The organism is Aquabacterium sp., assembly GCF_044226965.1.
Lineage (GTDB): Bacteria > Pseudomonadota > Gammaproteobacteria > Burkholderiales > Burkholderiaceae_C > Pseudaquabacterium.
This window is the reverse complement of record NZ_JBGAGA010000013.1, coordinates 42804-60329: the sequence shown is the minus strand read 5'-3', so window position 1 is coordinate 60329 and position 17526 is coordinate 42804. Positions and strand designations below refer to the sequence as shown.

The following is a 17526-nucleotide window of genomic DNA, read 5'->3' as shown; positions in this document are numbered from 1 at the left end:
TGCAAATTGATCGTCCATGCTCGAAACCCGCGACCTCACCATCCGCTTCGGCGGCCATGTGGCCGTCGATCACGTCAGCTGTGCCTTCCAGCCGGGCACGCTGACGGCGATCGTCGGCCCCAACGGCGCCGGCAAGACCACCTACTTCAACCTGATCTCGGGCCAGCTGCCGGCCAGCGAAGGGCAGGTGCTGCTGGGTGGCGAGGACATCACCGCGCTGCCGGCGCCGCTGCGCACGCGCCGCGGCCTGGGCCGGGCCTTCCAGCTGACGCAGCTGTTCCCGAACCTCACCGTGCGCGAGAACGTGCGCCTGGCGATCCAGGCACGCGAGGCCGGCCGCGGCCGCGGCGGGCCGCTGGGCGGGCTGGACGTGTGGCGCGTGTGGCTGGACCGCAAGGCCTGGGTCGACGAGGCGCAGGCGCTGCTGCAGCAGGTGCGGCTGGCCGACAAGCACGACGTGCATGCCAGCGCGCTGCCGCACGGCGACCAGCGCAAGCTCGAGGTCGCGCTGCTGATCGCGCTGGACCCCCAGGTGTTCATGTTCGACGAACCCACCGCCGGCATGAGCGTGGACGAGGTGCCAGTGATCCTGGACCTCATCCGCGCACTCAAGACACGGCGCGACTGCACCATCCTGCTCGTCGAGCACAAGATGGACGTGGTGCGCGAGCTGTCCGACCGCATCATCGTGCTGCACAACGGCCAGCTGGTGGCCGACGGCGAGCCGGCCGCGGTGATCGCCTCGCCCGTCGTGCAGCAGGCCTACCTGGGCATGGCCAGCGAGGAGGCGGCATGAGCGCGCCGTTGCTCGAACTGACCGGCGTGCACACGCACATCGGCGCGTACCACATCCTGCATGGCGTGGACTTCGCGGTGCCCGAGGGCGAGGTGACGATGCTGCTGGGCCGAAACGGCGCCGGCAAGACGACCACGCTGCGCACGATCATGGGCCTGTGGCAGGCCAGCGCCGGCGACGTGCGCTTCCAGGGCCGCTCGCTGAAAGGCCTGGCCACGCCGGACATCGCCAGCCGCGGCATCGCCTACGTGCCCGAGAACATGGGCATCTTCAGCGACCTGACGGTGAAGGAGAACATGGTGCTGGCCGCCCGCGCGGCGCGCCATGCCGGCGAGCTGGACGAAGCCCGGCTGCAGTGGATCTTCTCGCTGTTCCCGGCGCTGCAGAAGTTCTGGCTCTACCCGGCCGGCAAGCTCTCGGGCGGGCAGAAGCAGATGCTGGCGGTGGCGCGCGCGATCTGCGAGCCGCGCGCGCTGATCCTGATCGACGAGCCGAGCAAGGGCCTGGCGCCCTCGATCATCCAGAACCTGGTCACCGCGTTCCGCGAACTCAAGCGCCAGCGCACGACCATCCTCCTGGTGGAGCAGAACTTCATGATGGCCAAGGCCCTGGGCGACTCGGTCGCGGTGATGGACAACGGCCGCGTGGTGCACACCGGCGCGATGCGCGAGCTGGCCGAGGACGAAGCGCTGCAGCAGCGGCTGCTGGGGCTGTCGCTGGGAGCGCACCAATGAGCGCCACGGCGATCCCGAAGGCCAGCTTCGACTGGAAGCCGCTGGCGCTGCTCGCCGCCTTGGTGCTCGTCGGCCTGCCGCTCATCAACAGCGGCAGCACCTGGCTCACGCTCACCGTCGCCGGCCTGGCGATGGGGCTGATCGTCTTCATCACCGCCTCGGGCCTGACGCTGGTGTTCGGCCTGATGGACGTGCTGAACTTCGGCCATGGCGTGTTCATCGCGCTGGGCGCCTTCGTCGCCACCAGCGTGATGGGGGCCACCGTCGGCTGGACCAGCGGCGCCGGCCAGCTGGGCGCGGTGTTCCTGGCGATGCTGGCGGCCATGGCCACCGCCGGCGCCGTCGGCTGGGCCTTCGAGCGCGTGATCGTGCGGCCGGTCTACGGCCTGCACCTGAAGCAGATCCTCATCACGATGGGCGGCATGATCGTCGGCGAGGAGATCATCAAGGTGATCTGGGGGCCGCAGCAGATTCCGCTGCCGCTGCCCGACGTGCTGCGCGGTGCCTGGTTCGTCGGGGACGCTGCGATAGAGCGTTATCGCGTGCTGGCGATGATCATCGGCGGCCTGGTGTTCCTGGCGCTGCTGTACACGCTGAACCGCACCAAGATCGGCCTGCTGATCCGCGCCGGCGTGCAGGACCGCGAGATGGTCGAGTCGCTGGGCTACCGCATCCGCCGCCTCTTCGTCGGCGTGTTCGTCGCCGGCTCGGCGCTGGCCGGGCTGGGCGGCGTGATGTGGGGCCTGTTCCAGCAGAACGTGGTGCCGCAGATCGGCGGCCAGGTCAACGTGCTGATCTTCATCGTCATCATCATCGGCGGCCTGGGCTCGACGCTGGGCTGCTTCGTCGGCGCGCTGCTGGTGGGCATCCTCGCCAACTACACCGGCTACCTGGCGCCCAAGGTGGCGCTGTTCTCGAACATCGGGCTGATGGTCGCCATCCTGCTGTGGCGGCCACAGGGTCTGTACCCGGTGACCAACCGATGAGCGCGCTTCCGTTGTTCGAAATGGCAGTGGACCGAATCGACCCGTTCCGGTCCCTGCTTGCATGTACCGAGCAGGCCAAGGCCACCGGGTGTCCGCTTCCGCTCATGTCCCCCGGTCCAGGCTGCGCCTGGCCCTCCTCCTTTACTTCGCTCCACCGGACACCCGATGCCCTTGGCTCGCGTGGCGCTCTGGCAGGCGCGTGCCAACAGTGGTTCGGATCAGGACGGTGGGGCGCTTCACGGAGCGAAGTAAAGGAGGAGGGGTGGGCGCCGCCCGCCCCGGGGGACATGAGCGGAGTGGAGCGCCCCGGCGGCCTGATCGCGCGCCAAGCTCCGCAGGCGAAACGCAGCAACGGGCCGAGAACTACCGCTGACAAAGGCCCTTGGCGGCGCAACTGTTCCAAGCGTCGAGGTGCGCGCAATACGGTGGAGCCCCTTGCATGATGAACCGACTCCTCTCGCATGACCTGCCGCGCAGCCGCTGGCTGGCCGCCGCGCTGCTGCTGATCCTTTTTGCGCTGGCCTTCGCGCCCTTCCTGTTCCCGGGCAGCAAGGCGCTGGGCGTGGCGGCCAAGGTGCTGGTGTTCATCCTGCTGGTGGCCAGCTACGACCTGCTGCTGGGCTACACCGGCATCGTCAGCTTCGCGCACACCATGTTCTTCGGCATCGGCGCCTACGGCGTGGCGATTGCCAGCACGCGGCTGGGGCCGGGCTTCGGTGGCGTGCTGCTGGGGCTGGCGCTGGCGCTGGTGGTCTCACTGGCGCTGTCGCTGGTGATCGGCCTGTTCTCGCTGCGGGTGAAGGCGATCTTCTTCGCGATGATCACGCTGGCGGTGGCCGCGGCGTTCCAGACGCTGGCCTCGCAGCTGTCGGACTTCACCGGCGGCGAGGACGGGCTGACCTTCAAGAACCCGGAGGTGCTGAGCCCCTCGTTCGAGCCCTTCGACAACCCGCTGTTCGGCGTCACGGTCGACGGCAAGCTGTTCACCTACTACCTGCTGTTCGGGGCGGTGCTGGTGCTGTTCCTGGCGCTGCTGCGCATCGTCAACTCGCCGTTCGGCCGCGTGCTGCAGGCCATCCGCGAGAACGACTTCCGGGCCGAGGCCATCGGCTTTCGCACCGTGGTGTACCGCACGCTCAGCAACGTGCTGGCCGCGCTGTTCGCCTGCGTGGCCGGCGCGCTGCTGGCGCTGTGGCTGCGCTACACCGGGCCGGACACCACGCTGAGCTTCGAGATCATGCTGGACATCCTGCTGATCGTCGTGATCGGCGGCATGGGCACGATGCATGGCGCGGTGATCGGCGCGGCGCTGTTCATGCTGGCGCAGAACTACCTGCAGGACCTGCTCAAGCTCGGCCAGGGGCTGCTGGCCGAGGTGCCGGTGCTCGGCAGCATCGTCTCGCCCGACCGCTGGCTGCTGTGGCTGGGCGTGCTGTTCGTGCTGTCGGTCTACCACTTTCCCAGCGGTGTCGTCGGTCGCCTGCGCGCGATGGCGGTACGCCGCGGTTGACATTCCAACGAGGAAGCTCCCGATGAAGAAGAAGGTTCTGCCGCTGCCGCTGGCCACCGCCCTGGTGGCGGGGCTCGGCGGCTGTTCGCTCGGCACCGACCCGATCGAGGTCAACGTCAAGCCGGCCTATGTCGGCACCATCAGCAGCACGCGCTACGACGGGGTCAGCGACGACCTGCTGACCGCCGGCCTGGGCAAGACCGGCCTGGCCTCGGCCGCCGCGCCCACCACCTCGGCCACGCCCACCGCGGCCGAGCTGCGCCGGCTGGCCATCTACAACAGCTACCGCGCCATCGTCGACACCACCACCGCCGGTGGCTACGGCGTGTTCTTCGGGCCCAACGTCGATGCCAACGGCGTGGCCGGCAGCGGCGAAGGCCGCATCGCCGGCCTCGAGGCCATCGCCTACAGCGACGACGGCAGCGGCAACCGCAACGTCACGCTGATGGTGCAGATCCCGGCCAGCTTCAACCCGGACGCGGCCTGCATCGTCACCGCCACCTCCTCGGGCTCGCGCGGGGTGTACGGGGCCATCTCCACCGGCGAGTGGGGCCTGAAGAAGGGCTGCGCGGTGGCCTACACCGACAAGGGCACCGGCGCCGCGCCGCACGACCTGGCCAACGACACCGTGCCGCTGATCGACGGCACGCGCAGCAGCGCCACGGCGGCGGGCAAGAACGCGCAGTTCAATGCGGGCCTGTCCGCGGCGGACCTCGCGGCCTTCAACGCCGCCACGCCGAACCGCTTTGCGTTCAAGCATGCGCATTCGCGTCAAAACGTCGAGAAGGACTGGGGCAGCTTCACGCTGCAGGCGGTGGAGTTCGCGTTCTACGTGCTGAACGAGACCTACGGCGCCCGCCTGTCCGACGGCGGCCACGAGCGCCTGCTGAAGCCGGAGAACACGCTGGTCATCGCGTCGAGCATCTCCAACGGCGGCGGCGCGGCCATTGCCGCGGCCGAGCTCGACCGCAGCGGGCTGATCGACGGCGTGGCGGTGGCCGAGCCGGCGGTCGAACTGCCGGCGAGCCCGGGTGTTTCGGTGCGCCGCGGCGCGACCAGCTACCCCGTCATCGGCAAGACCCTCGTGGACTTCACGAGCTACGCCAACCTGTACCAGAGCTGCGCGATGCTGTCGGCGCAGGTGGCCAATGCGCCGGGCCTGGCCTACACGGTGCCGGCCTTCGCGGCCAACCGCTGCGCGTCGCTGAAGGCCAAGGGCCTGCTGGCCGGCGACACGCTGGCCGCGCAGGCCGACGAGGCGCTGCAGAAGCTGCGCGACTACGGCTGGGAGCCCGAGGCCGCGATCCTGCATGCCTCGCATGCGGCCTTCGAGGTGGCGCCGGCGGTGACCGTGACCTTCGCCAACGCGCTGGCGCGCGCCAGCGTGAAGGACAACCTGTGCGGCTACAGCTTCGGCTCGACCACCGCGGCGGGCGTGCCGAACGCGCTGGCCACCGGCCTGCCGACGATGTGGGCCACCGGCAATGGCGTGCCGCCTTCCACCGGCGTGCAACTGATCAACAACCTGAGCCCCGGCGCGCCGCTGCGTGACCTGTTCTCGTTCTCGCCCTCGACGCTGAAGCAGGACTTCAACCTCGACGGCGCGCTGTGCCTGCGCAACCTGCTGACCGGCACCGATGCCAAGGCGGTGGCGCTGCAGACCGGCCTGAACGAGACCCGCCGCAACGGCAACCTGGGCGGCAAGCCGACGCTGATCGTCCATGGCCGCTCCGATGCCTTGCTACCGGTGAACCACACGTCGCGGCCGTACGCCGCGCTGAACAAGGTGGTCGAGGGCGCGGCCAGCAGGTTGTCGTACATCGAGGTGACGAACGCGCAGCACTTCGACGGCTTCATCGGCCTGCCGGCCGTGCTGCCGGGCTACGACAGCCGCTTCATCCCGCTGCACGTCTACCTGAACCGTGCGCTCGACGCGGTGTACGCGAACCTCACGTCCGGCGCCGCGCTGCCGCCCAGCCAGGTGGTGCGCACGGTGCCGCGCGGCGGCACGCCCGGCAGCGCGCCGGCGCTGGCCGCGGCCAACGTGCCGCCGATCGCCGCGGCGCCGACGGCGGCCGATGCCATCAGCTTCACCGGTTCCACGATCAACGTGCCCGATTGACGTCCACGACGACCCGCCCATGAGCTTCTCCTCCCATTACCTGCGCTGCGAAGGCCGCGAACTGCACTACACCGAGTGGGGTGCCGAGCATGACGAGGTGGTGATCGCCTGGCACGGCCTGGCGCGCACCTGCCGCGACATGGACGACATCGCCGCGCAGCTGTCGCAGCGCTACCGCGTGATCTGCCCGGACACCATCGGCCGCGGCCTGAGCCAGTGGAGCCCGCGGCCGGACGAGGAGTACCAGCTCTCGTTCTACGGCCGGCTCGCGGTGTCGCTGGTCGACCAGCTGGGCATCTCGCAATGCCACTGGCTGGGCACCTCGATGGGCGGCGCGATCGGCCTGCACGTGGCCGCCGGCGCGCTGCGCGGGCGCATCCGCCGGCTGGTGATGAACGACATCGGGCCGGAGCTGGCGGCGCCCGCGGTCGCTCGCATCCGGAGTTATGCCGGCAACCCCGATGCCTTCGACACCGTGACCGAGCTGGAGGCCTATTTCCGCACGGTCTACAAGCCCTACGGCTGGTTGAGCGACGCGCAGTGGCGGCGCCTGGCCGAGACCAGCGTGCGCCGCCTGCCCGACGGCCGGGTGACGCCGCACTACGACCCGGCGATGGTGCGCCAGTTCATCGTGCACCCGAACGACTACGACCAGTGGCCTGCCTGGGACAGCCTGGAGCTGCCGGTGCTGGTGCTGCGCGGGGTCGACTCGGACCTGCTGCTGCCCGAGGCGGCCGACGCGATGCGCAGCCGCGGCCCGCGCGCGGTGGTGGCCACCATCGACGGCTGCGGCCATGCGCCGGCGCTGAACACGCCGGAGCAGTTCGCGCTGGTGGAGCGCTTCCTGGCGGGGGAGTGAGGGTCAGCCCGGGCTGCTGCGGCCAGGGCGACCCAGGTAGTGCCCGAGCTCCTCGCGCAGCTGCTGCAGCGTCAGCGGCTTGGTCAGCACGCCGTCCATGCCCGCGGCCAGGCAGGCGGCCCGGTCGGCCGCGCCGGCGTGGGCGGTCAGCGCGACGATCGGCGCCCCGGGCCAGGCGCCTTCGCGCTGCAGCACGCGCAGCCGCCGCGCAGCTTCCAGGCCGTCCATGCCGGGCATCTGCAGGTCCATCAGCACCAGCGCGGGCGGCTCCTCCACGCAGGCCTGCAGGGCCAGTGCGCCATCGGCCACGGTGCGCACCTGCAGGCCGAGCACGCGCAGGAACTCCTGGCCGATCAGCTGGTTCACCGGGTTGTCCTCGACCAGCAGCACGCGGGTGCCCGGCGGCCAGGCGGGCGGCTGCGTTGCGCCGGCCGGTGGCAGGGTGTCCTCGGCCGACGGCGGCACGTCGGCCAGGTGCAGCAGGTCGCGCGGGCTCATCGGCGTCAGCATGCTGGTCATGCCCAGCGTGCGGGCGTGGGCTTCGAGCTGCGGCTCGTGCCAGTCCGGCCGCACGATCAGGCGGATCGCCACCCCCGGCAGCGCGCGGCGCACCGGCCCCAGGTCCAGGCCGCTGAAGAGCGCGAACTCCGACAGCAGCACCAGCCGCGGCGCGGGTCCTTCCTGCGCCGCCTGCAGCAGTGCTTCGATGCTGGGCAGGATGCGGATGTGCCAGCCTGCGCGCTGCATGCGGCGGGACAGCCAGGCGCCGCCCATCTCGGTGGTGCTGACCAGCCAGGCCATGCCGTTGGCGCCCGCGGGTGGCGCGCGCAGCGCACCGGGCGCCACGGCCAGCGGCAGGCGCAGCGTGAAGCGGCTGCCGCCGCCGTCCGGCGTGGCCAGGCTGATCTCGCCGCCCATCGCCTGCGCCAGGCCCTGCGCAATCGGCAGGCCGAGGCCGGTGCCACCATGGCTGCGGGTCAGGCTGTCGTCGCCCTGCACGAAGGCGTCGAAGACGCGCTCGCGCAAGCCCGGCGCGATGCCGGGGCCGCTGTCGGCGACGCTGACCTCCACCTGGTACTGGTCGCCCTGCAGCAGCCGCGCCTGGCCCGTCACCAGGATCCAGCCGCGCTGCGTGAACTTGCCGGCATTGCCGATCAGGTTGGTGGCGATCTGGCGGATCGCCACTTCGTCGCCGACGAACTCGCACGGGCCTTCGGGCCAGTCGAACATCATCAGCAGGCCGCGTTCGCGCACCAGCGGCATCACGCTGCGCATGGTCTCGATCAGCGCCTGCGCCAGGTCGAAGGGCCGCGGCCGCAGTTCGGCGCGGCCGGCCTCGATGCGCGAGAAGTCGAGCACGGTGTTGATCACCTGCGCCAGCGTGTGGCCGGCGCGCTGCGCGGTTTCCAGGTAGCGCTGCTGCTCGGGCGACTGGGCCACCCGCTGCGCCAGCTCCACCAGGCCGAGCACGCCGTTCAGCGGGGTGCGGATCTCGTGGCTCATGTGGGCCAGGAAGCGCGACTTCGCGGCGTTGGCGCGCTCGGCCTCGAGCTGGCGCTCCTGTGCCAGCGCCAGCGCGGCCTCGAGCTTGGCGGTGCGCTCGGCCACCAGCGCTTCCAGCTGGGCCTGCGTGCGTTCGAGCTCCTGGCGCTGCAGCACCTGCTCGTGCACGTCGGCGATCATGCCGGTCACCTTGGTGCGGCCGTCGGGCATGCGCTCGGCAATGCCGCGCTGGCGGTACCAGCGGTACTCGCCATTGGCATGCCGGAAGCGCAGCAGCAGTTCCCAGCGCTGCAGCCCGGCTTCGGCGACGCGGTTGACCGCCAGCGCATGCGCCAGGTCGTCGGGGTGGAAACGCGCCAGGATCGCCGAGCGCAGCGGCGGCACCTCGTCGCGCCGGTTGCCGATCAGCTGCAGGTAGCGGTCGGACATGTACAGCGCTTCCTCGCCGACGATGCGCTCGAACAGGCCCTCGGCCGAGGCGTCGATCGCGCTCTCGAAGCGCTGCTTCAGCGCCTCCAGCGACTGCCGGGCTTCCTGCTCGGCCTGCACGTCGCTAACCGCGCCGGCGATGTAGTGCGGCTGGCCGTCCGCGCCCGGCCACACCTGGCCGCGCCCGCGCACCCAGCGCCACTGGCCCCGGGCGTCGAGGAAGCGCAGCTCGTAGCGGAAGCGGCCGTTGCTGGCCAGCGCCTGCTGGTAGCCGTGCAGGAAGCCCGGCAGGTCGTCGGGATGGATGCGGGCGTTGACCACATCGCGGTCATCGGGCAGCTCATCGGGCCCGAAGCCGAACAGCGTGCGAAAGCTGGGCGAATACCAGCTGACGTTGGTGCGGAGGTTGCGCTCCCAGTAGCCGTCGGTCGAGCCGGCGGTGACCCGATCCCAGCGCTGCAGGCGATGCAGGGCGTCGGGATCGGTCCGCATGGCAAGGGGGAGCTGGCTAGCGCTTGAACCGCCCGTCGGCGCCGATGATCGACAGCTCGGCGTAGTCCAGGCCGGTGTGGTCCTTCGGGCCGTAGCTGATGTCCAGCCCGCCGATGTTGACCTTCTGCATGCCTTCCAGCGCCTTCTGCACGCCGGTGCGCGTGAGGTCCTTGCCGGCGCGGCGCAGGCCTTCCACCAGCACCTTGGCGGCGGCAAAGCCTTCCAGCATCGCGGGCGTCACCTCGGCCTGGCCCTTGGCCATGGCCAGGTCGTGCGCTTCCTTCACGATCGGCGCGGCCAGCGAGCGTTCGTACGGGAACACCTGGCTGATGATGGTGCCGCGCGCGTTGTCCTTCAGCGACTTGACGAAGCCCGACGAGGCATTGTTCGACAGCGTGACCAGCTGCGCCCGCGAGCCCGCGGCGCGCAGCTGCTCGACGCCGTCGACCACCGCGGTGCCCGAGCCGATGAACAGCACCGCCTGCGCATCGGAGGCCACCACCTTGGGCACGATCTTGCTGAAGTCGGGCTTGGTGCGGTCGTACTTCTCGTGCACCACCGGCTGCTTCTTCAGCGCCTCGAAGCCCTTGAGCGCCCCGGTGGCGGCGTCGGCACCGAAGCTGTCGTCGACCTGCACGATGGCCACGCGCTGCATGCCGATCAGGAACAGGTGCTGCACCGCCTTCTCGGCTTCGCGCTGGTAGGTGGCGCGCACGTTGAAGACCCAGGGGTTCACCGGCTGGTGCAGCACCATCGCGCCGGTGGAGGGGGCGATCAAGGTCAGCTTGTGCTGCTCCAGCAGCGGCAGGATGGCCTGCGAATGCGGCGTGCCGCGGGAGAGGAACAGCGCGATCACGCCTTCGTCGATCAGCTTCTTCGCGTTCTCGGCGGCCAGCTTGGGCTCGAACTTGTCGTCCAGCGACAGCAGCTCGATGGCCTGGCCGTTGATGCCGCCCTTGGCGTTCACCGCGTCGAGGTAGAGCTTGGCGCCGTCGGTGATCTCCTTCACCCCGGCGGCCACCGGGCCGGTGAAGCCGGCGGTCTGGCCCACCTTGATCTGCGCCTGCGACGCGGCGGTCGCCAGGCCCAGGCTCGCGGCCAGCAGCAGCCGGCCCCACAGTTGTCTCATCGGCCACTCCCCGGGGTTCCAGGCCCCGATGTGCGAGGCATTCTGGACCAGTGAAACCGCCCCGGGCTACGGGCTAATACGCAGATGAACGGGCCGTTCGCGGCACAGTTCCTAGAATGTTCCGCCCTGTCCCCTGGGAACCTGTCTGATGAGCCGTGGCGTCATTCGCATCCGAGGTGCCCGCCAGCACAACCTGAAGAACCTGGACCTCGACATCCGCACCGGCGAGATGACGGTCGTCACCGGCCCCTCGGGCTCCGGCAAATCGAGCCTGGTGTTCGACACGCTGTATGCCGAAGGCCAGCGGCGCTATGTCGAGACCTTCAGCGCCTACGCGCGCCAGTTCCTCGACCGCATGGACCGGCCGGCGGTCGACAAGGTGGAAGGCGTGCCACCGGCCATCGCCATCGACCAGACCAACCCGGTGCGCACCTCGCGCTCGACGGTCGGCACGATGACCGAGCTGAACGACCACCTGAAGCTGCTGTTCGCGCGCGCGGCCGAGCTGTTCGACCGCGAGACCGCGCGGCCGGTGCGGCACGACACGCCGGAGAGCATCCATGCGGATCTGGTCGCGCGTGCCGCGGCGGCCGGGGATCCGCGCGTGATCATCACCTTCCCGGTGGAACTGCCCGAGAACGTGACCGCCGGCGAGGTCGAGCAATGGCTGTCGGCCTCCGGATTCACGCGCGTGCAGGCCGAGCGCATCGTCAACCACCGCAAGGTGCTGGATGTCGTCGCCGATCGGCTGCGTCTGGGCGGCGCCGAGAAGGCGCGGGTGGTCGAAGCCATCGAGCTCTCGCTGCGCCGCGGCAGTGGCCGGGTCAACGTCTACGCGATGAAGGGTGAAGGCGAGGAGCCGGACCTGTGGCGCTACTCCAGCGGCCTGCATTGCCCCGAGAGCGACCTGCGCTATGCCGACCCGCAGCCGGCGCTGTTCAGCTTCAACTCGGCCTTCGGCGCCTGCGAGGCCTGCCGCGGCTTCGGCCGCGTGATCGGCGTCGACTTCGGCCTGGTGATCCCGGACCACCGCAAGACCCTGCGCGCCGGCGCGATCAAGCCGATGCAGACGCCGGCCTGGAAGGAATGCCAGGACGACCTGATGAAGTACGCCGGCGAGGCCGGCATCCCGCGCGACACCGCCTGGAGCCAGCTCAGCCAAGCCCAGCGCGACTGGGTGATCGAGGGCTCGCCGCACTGGAACGGCAAGTGGAACCAGCAGTGGTACGGCGTGCGCCGCTTCTTCGCCTACCTCGAGAGCAAGGCCTACAAGATGCACATCCGCGTGCTCTTGTCGAAGTACCGCAGCTACACGCCCTGCGAGACCTGCGGCGGCGCGCGGTTGAAGACCGAGGCGCTGCTGTGGCGCCTGGGCTCGAAGGCCGATGCCGATGGCGTGATGACGCCTGAAAGACGCGTCCTGCCCAAGGGCACCGGCTGGTCGCGCGCGCAACTCGAGGCCTTGCCAGGCCTGAACCTGCACGACCTGATGCTGCTGCCGATCGAGCGTCTTCGACGATTCTTCGACGGCCTGACGCTGCCTTCCTCGATGCTCGACGAGGCGCTGAAGCTGCTGCTCGACGAGGTGCGCACGCGGCTGAAGTACCTGTGCGACGTCGGCCTGGGCTACCTGACGCTGGACCGCCAGAGCCGCACGCTCAGCGGCGGCGAGGTGCAGCGCATCAACCTGACCACCGCGCTCGGCACCTCGCTGGTCAACACGATGTTCGTGCTCGACGAGCCCAGCATCGGCCTGCACCCGCGCGACATGAACCGCATCGTCGAGGCCATGCACCGGCTGCGCGATGCCGGCAACACGCTGGTGGTGGTGGAGCACGACCCGGCGGTGATGCTGGCCGCCGACCGGCTGATCGACATGGGCCCCGGCCCCGGTGAGCGCGGTGGCCAGATCGTCTTCGACGGCACGCCTGACACGGCACGCCAGGCCGATACCCTGACCGGCGCCTACCTCGGCGCGCGCAAGCATGTGGGCATCGGGCTGCGGCGCGTGGTCAACGATTCGACCCCGAAGCTGATCCTCGAAGGCGCGCGCGAACACAACCTGAAGGATGTGCAGGTGGCGTTCCCGCTGCAGCGCCTGACGGTGGTGACCGGCGTCTCCGGCTCGGGCAAGAGCAGCCTGGTGCAGGACGTGCTGGTGCCGGCGCTGCTGCGCCACTTCGGCAAGCCGACCGAAGGCGCCGGCGAGCACGACCGGCTGCTGGGCATGGACTGGCTGGCCGATGCAGTGTTCGTCGACCAGAGCCCGATCGGCAAGACCGCGCGCTCGAACCCGGTGAGCTACGTCGGCGCGTTCGACGAGATCCGCAAGCTGTTCGCGCAGGCGCCGCTGGCCATCGAGCGCAACTACGGCGCCGGCATGTTCAGCTTCAATGCCGGGGACGGCCGCTGCCCCACCTGCGGCGGCTCGGGCTTCGAGCATGTGGAGATGCAGTTCCTCTCCGACGTGTACCTGCGCTGCCCCGATTGCGACGGCAGGCGCTTCCGCGCCGAGTTGCTGGAGGTGAAGCTGGTGCGCGGGCACTACCAGTTGTCGGTGGCCGACGTGCTGGAGTTGACGGTGTCCGAGGCCTGCATCGTGTTCAGCGGCGACCCGGCGGTGGTGGCGCGGCTGCAGCCGATCGTCGATGTCGGCCTCGACTATGTGCGCCTGGGCCAGCCGGTGCCCACGCTCTCGGGCGGCGAGGCGCAGCGCCTGAAGCTGGCGGGCTTCCTGGCCGAAGCGGCCAGCGGGCCTAAGCAGCCGGCGGCGAAGAAGGGCACCTTGTTCCTGTTCGACGAGCCGACCACCGGCCTGCACTTCGACGACATCGCCAAGCTGATGCGCAGCTTGCGCAAGCTGCTCGATGCCGGCCACTCGCTGATCGTCATCGAGCACAACCTCGACGTGATCCGCTCGGCCGACTGGATCATCGACCTCGGCCCCGAAGGCGGTGATGCCGGCGGCGAGGTGGTGTGCACCGGCACGCCGGACGACGTGAAGCAGCACCCCAGCTCGCACACCGGCCGCGCGCTGCGCGAGTACGACACCACGCTCGGCCTGGGCGGCCATGCGGTGGAAGAGGGAAGGCCGCTGCAGCTGGTGGCCAAGGCGCGGCGCGATGCGCAGAAGGTGGTGGACGAGGCCATCCGCATCGTCAACGCCAAGGAGCACAACCTCAAGAGCCTGAACGTCGACATCCCGCGCGGCAAGTTCAGCGTCATCACCGGCGTCTCGGGCTCGGGCAAGAGCACGCTGGCCTTCGACATCCTGTTCAACGAAGGCCAGCGGCGTTATCTCGAATCGCTGAACGCCTACGCGCGCAGCATCGTGCAGCCGGCCGGGCGGCCGGAGGTGGATGCGGTCTACGGCATTCCGCCCACCGTGGCCATCGAGCAGCGCCTGTCGCGCGGTGGCCGCAAGAGCACGGTGGCCACCACCACCGAGGTCTGGCACTTCCTGCGCCTGCTGTGGGTGAAGCTGGGCCTGCAGCGCTGCGTGCACGACGGCGCCGAGGTGCGGCCGCAAAGCGTCGAGAGCATCGCGGCGCAGATCCTGCGCGAGTACAAAGGCCAGCACATCGGCCTGCTGGCGCCGCTGGTGGTCAACCGCAAGGGCGTCTACACCGACCTCGCGAAATGGGCCAAGGCGCGCGGCCACACGCACCTGCGGGTGGATGGTGAGTTCCTGAAGGTCGACCCGTGGCCGCGCATTGACCGCTTCAAGGAGCACACCATCGAGCTGCCGGTGGGCGACCTGATCGTCAGCGCACGCGAGGAAGCGGCCCTGCGCGAACTGCTGGCCAAGGCACTGGACCTGGGCAAGGGCGTGCTGCATGTCTTGAGCCCGCTCGACGGCCTGGCCGGCGCGATGGCCGCCGGCGGCACCACCCACCGCATCGGCAGCCTGAAGGTGTTCTCGACCAAGCGCGCCTGCCCGCAGTGCGGCACCAGCTACGCCGAGCTGGACCCGCGCATGTTCTCGTACAACAGCAAGCATGGCTGGTGCACCAGCTGCGTCGGCACCGGCCTGACGCTGACGCGCGAACAGCGCAAGGCCTACGACGATTCGGTGCGCGACGACGACCAGAAGGGCCGCGAGCAGAGTTTCCCGTCCGAGGAGCCGGAGGTCGAAGGCGTCGGCGGCGAGCCCTGCCCGGACTGCGCCGGCACCCGGCTGAACCCGGTCTCGCGCGCGATCAGCTTCGACGGTCACGCCATCACCGCGGTGGCGCAGTGGTCGGTGGGCGATGCGCGGCGCTGGGTCGAGGGGCTGCAGCTCGAAGGCCGCGATGCCGCGATCGCGCGCGACGTGGTGGTCGAGATCCGCAACCGGCTCGAGTTCCTCGAGGAGGTCGGCCTGGGCTACCTGACGCTGGACCGTGCCGCGCCCACGCTGTCGGGCGGCGAGGCGCAGCGCATCCGCCTGGCCGCTCAACTGGGCAGTAATCTGCAGGGCGTGTGCTACGTGCTGGACGAGCCGACCATCGGGCTGCACCCGCGCGACAACGGCATCCTGCTGAAGGCGCTGGGCCGGCTCTCGGACCAGGGCAACACCCTGGTGGTGGTGGAGCACGACGAGGACACCATCCGCCGTGCCGACCACATCATCGACATCGGCCCCGGCGCCGGCAAGCGCGGCGGGCGGCTCATCGCGCAGGGCCTGGCCAGCGAGCTGGCGCGGCATCCGGACTCACTGACCGGCCGCTTCCTGGCGCAGCCGCTGAAGCACCCGATGGCCACGCGCCGCACGGTGAACCTGGCCACCTTCCAGCTCGGCGTGCAGGGCGCCAGCCTGCACAACCTGCGCGGCATCGACGTGCAGGTGCCGCTGCAGCGGCTGGTGGCGGTCACCGGTGTCTCGGGCTCGGGCAAGAGCACGCTGGCGCGCGACGTGCTGCTGGCCAATGTGCACACCGCGGTGGGCCTGAAAGCCAGCAAGGCCGGGCGCGAGCAGCTGGCCCAGGGCCTGGCGCTGACCGGCTGCGCGGGCTTGAGTGGCTACGAGCTGATCGACCGCGTGCTCGAAGTCGACCAGACGCCGATCGGCAAGACCCCGCGCTCGTGCCCGGCCACCTACATCGGCTTCTGGGACCAGATTCGCAAGCTCTTCACCGAGACGCTCGAAGCCAAGGCCCGCGGCTATGCGGCCGCGCGCTTCAGCTTCAATACCGGTGACGGCCGCTGCCCGGCCTGCGAAGGCCAGGGCATGCGCACCATCGAGATGAGCTTCCTGCCCGACGTGAAGGTGCCCTGCGACCAGTGCCACGGCATGCGCTTCAACCCCGAGACGCTGGCAGTCAGCTGGCGCGGCAAGAGCATTGGCGAGGTGCTGCAGATGGAGGTCGACGAGGCGGTGGAGTTCTTCGCCTCGATGCCCAGCATCGCGCATCCGCTGAAGCTGCTGCAGGACGTGGGCCTGGGCTACCTGACGCTGGGCCAGCCTTCGCCCACCTTGAGCGGCGGCGAGGCGCAGCGCATCAAGCTGGTCACCGAGCTGAGCAAGGTGCGCGACGACGTCACCCGCCGCGGCCAGAAGCCGCCGCACACGCTGTACGTGCTGGACGAGCCGACGGTGGGCCTGCACATGGCCGATGTCGAGAAGCTGATCCGCGTGCTGCACCGCCTGGTCGACGGCGGCCACAGCGTGGTGGTGATCGAGCACGACCTCGACGTGATCGCCGAGGCCGACTGGGTCATCGACCTCGGCCCCGAGGGCGGTTCGGCCGGCGGGACGGTGGTGGCCGCCGGTCCGCCCGAGCTGCTGGTGCAGCGCGGCACGCATACCGGGCGTGCGCTGAAGCCGGTGCTGGGGCGTTGAGCCCAGGACTCACGCGTAGCGCCGCCCGTAGCGCCGTGCGGGCTCCTCGACAAGCACGCAGAGCAAGGTCGCCATGCCGACGGACGCCAGCAGGCCGCCTAGCGTGCAAAAAGCGCGTCCGATGCCCGGTGCGCCCAGCAGGTCGATGACGGCTGGCTGGGCCGCCATCGCCACTTTCAGCACGAGGAAGTGCGACAGGTACAGCGCGAACGAGATGCGCCCGAGGAACATCCCGGTGGCGCCGCCCAGCGCGCGGCGGGTGACAGGGCCGGGCTGCGCCGTGAAGTGGACGACCAGCACCAGGGCCGGCAGCACGTAGGCCGCGGGCAGCGTCCACAGGACGAGCAGTGCGGCGACGCAGGCTGCCAGCAGCCAGGCGTCCTGCCGCGGCCCGCCCGCGGTGCTGCCGGCTCGCTGGTGCACGACGCTGAGCAGGCAGCCGCAACTGAAGCCCCCGAACATCCGCGTCAGCGCCGGCCAGCCCACGAAGTCGCCCAGCGAAGCCTCGAGCACGGCGACCATCAGCAGGATCTCGGCCACGGCGGCGAAGACGATCCACTTCACGGCCGTCGGGCGGCTCAGGCCGGCGATGCACCAGGCCAGCAGGGGAAACGCGAGGTATCCGCACCACTCGACACCCAGCGACCACACCGGGGCGTTGATGCCGAGCCCGGGCAGGGCCCAACCCTCCAGCAGCAGCAGGGCGGCCAGCACCTCGGCACCGGACGGCAGCGATGCCGTGGCGAAGAAGGGCAGCGTCAGCACCAGGCAGGCAGCGTAAAGAGGGTAGGTGCGCCACCAGCGCAGCCGAAGGAAGCGCGCGGCATCGCCGATGCTGGACGGGGACAGCTCCGAAGCGTGCGCCCGCATGAGCACGAAGCCGCTCAGGATGAAGAAGCCGTCCACGGCCACGTAGCCATGCCTCACCAGGGCCAGGCCGGGGCTGGCGTGGTACAGGACGACCCAGAGCGCGAGGAGTCCGCGCAAGCCGTGCAGGGCGTTGATGAACGGTGTCGCAGGGGCCTGCGTCATGAAGGCGAGCAGTTGTCGAGGGGGACCGGAACCTGCTGCACAGTGGCACGCAGGGTCCCGGTCCGCCTTGCGTCGGCTCACCAACGCATGCTGTTGGGGGCGCAGGTCAGGTG

10 protein-coding genes are annotated in these 17526 nt (G+C 70.2%); 7 read left to right on the top strand and 3 right to left on the bottom strand.

Annotated features, from left to right (window positions below; translation table 11 throughout):
- Positions 1–16 precede the first annotated feature (16 nt).
- The 6 genes from ACILR4_RS08330 to ACILR4_RS08305 all read left to right on the top strand — a co-directional run bounded on the left by ACILR4_RS08330 (position 17) and on the right by ACILR4_RS08305 (position 7007).
- A complete protein-coding gene (locus ACILR4_RS08330) occupies positions 17–796 on the top strand; it encodes an ABC transporter ATP-binding protein (RefSeq protein ID WP_395700376.1) in 780 nt (259 codons plus the stop codon).
- Positions 793–1530: an ABC transporter ATP-binding protein gene (locus tag ACILR4_RS08325; RefSeq protein ID WP_395700375.1), complete on the top strand. Its 738-nt coding sequence runs from the start codon at positions 793–795 to the stop codon at positions 1528–1530. Before ACILR4_RS08330 ends, ACILR4_RS08325 begins: the two co-directional genes overlap by 4 nt.
- Positions 1527–2516, top strand: coding sequence for a branched-chain amino acid ABC transporter permease (locus ACILR4_RS08320; RefSeq protein WP_395700374.1), 990 nt, complete (start codon positions 1527–1529; stop codon positions 2514–2516). Before ACILR4_RS08325 ends, ACILR4_RS08320 begins: the two co-directional genes overlap by 4 nt.
- Before the next feature lie 439 nt (positions 2517–2955).
- Complete coding sequence (locus ACILR4_RS08315; RefSeq protein ID WP_395700373.1) at positions 2956–4026, top strand: branched-chain amino acid ABC transporter permease; 1071 nt, start codon at positions 2956–2958, stop codon at positions 4024–4026.
- A 22-nt stretch (positions 4027–4048) separates the two neighbouring features.
- Positions 4049–6148, top strand: a complete 2100-nt coding sequence (locus ACILR4_RS08310) for a 3-hydroxybutyrate oligomer hydrolase family protein (protein ID WP_395700372.1) — start codon at positions 4049–4051, stop codon at positions 6146–6148.
- Positions 6149–6167: 19 nt separating this feature from the next.
- Positions 6168–7007, top strand: a complete 840-nt coding sequence (locus ACILR4_RS08305) for an alpha/beta fold hydrolase (protein WP_395700371.1) — start codon at positions 6168–6170, stop codon at positions 7005–7007.
- Positions 7008–7010: 3 nt separating this feature from the next.
- On the opposite strand, the gene ACILR4_RS08300 is transcribed toward ACILR4_RS08305, so the two are convergent.
- Both ACILR4_RS08300 and ACILR4_RS08295 read right to left on the bottom strand, forming a co-directional pair.
- Complete coding sequence (locus ACILR4_RS08300; protein ID WP_395700370.1) at positions 7011–9431, bottom strand: PAS domain-containing protein; 2421 nt, start codon at positions 9429–9431, stop codon at positions 7011–7013.
- A 16-nt stretch (positions 9432–9447) separates the two neighbouring features.
- Positions 9448–10560 carry an ABC transporter substrate-binding protein gene (locus tag ACILR4_RS08295; protein ID WP_395700369.1) on the bottom strand — a complete coding sequence of 371 codons (1113 nt, stop codon included), beginning with the start codon at positions 10558–10560 and terminating at the stop codon, positions 9448–9450.
- A gap of 148 nt (positions 10561–10708) precedes the next feature.
- Between ACILR4_RS08295 and uvrA the strand changes: the two genes are divergently transcribed.
- A complete protein-coding gene (gene uvrA, locus ACILR4_RS08290; protein ID WP_395700368.1) occupies positions 10709–16381 on the top strand; it encodes an excinuclease ABC subunit UvrA in 5673 nt (1890 codons plus the stop codon).
- Between the two features lie 9 nt (positions 16382–16390).
- Here uvrA and ACILR4_RS08285 read toward each other — a convergent pair whose 3' ends face one another.
- Positions 16391–17494 (bottom strand): acyltransferase family protein, encoded by a 1104-nt coding sequence (locus tag ACILR4_RS08285; RefSeq protein ID WP_395700367.1) that lies wholly within the window; start codon positions 17492–17494, stop codon positions 16391–16393.
- Positions 17495–17526 lie beyond the last annotated feature (32 nt).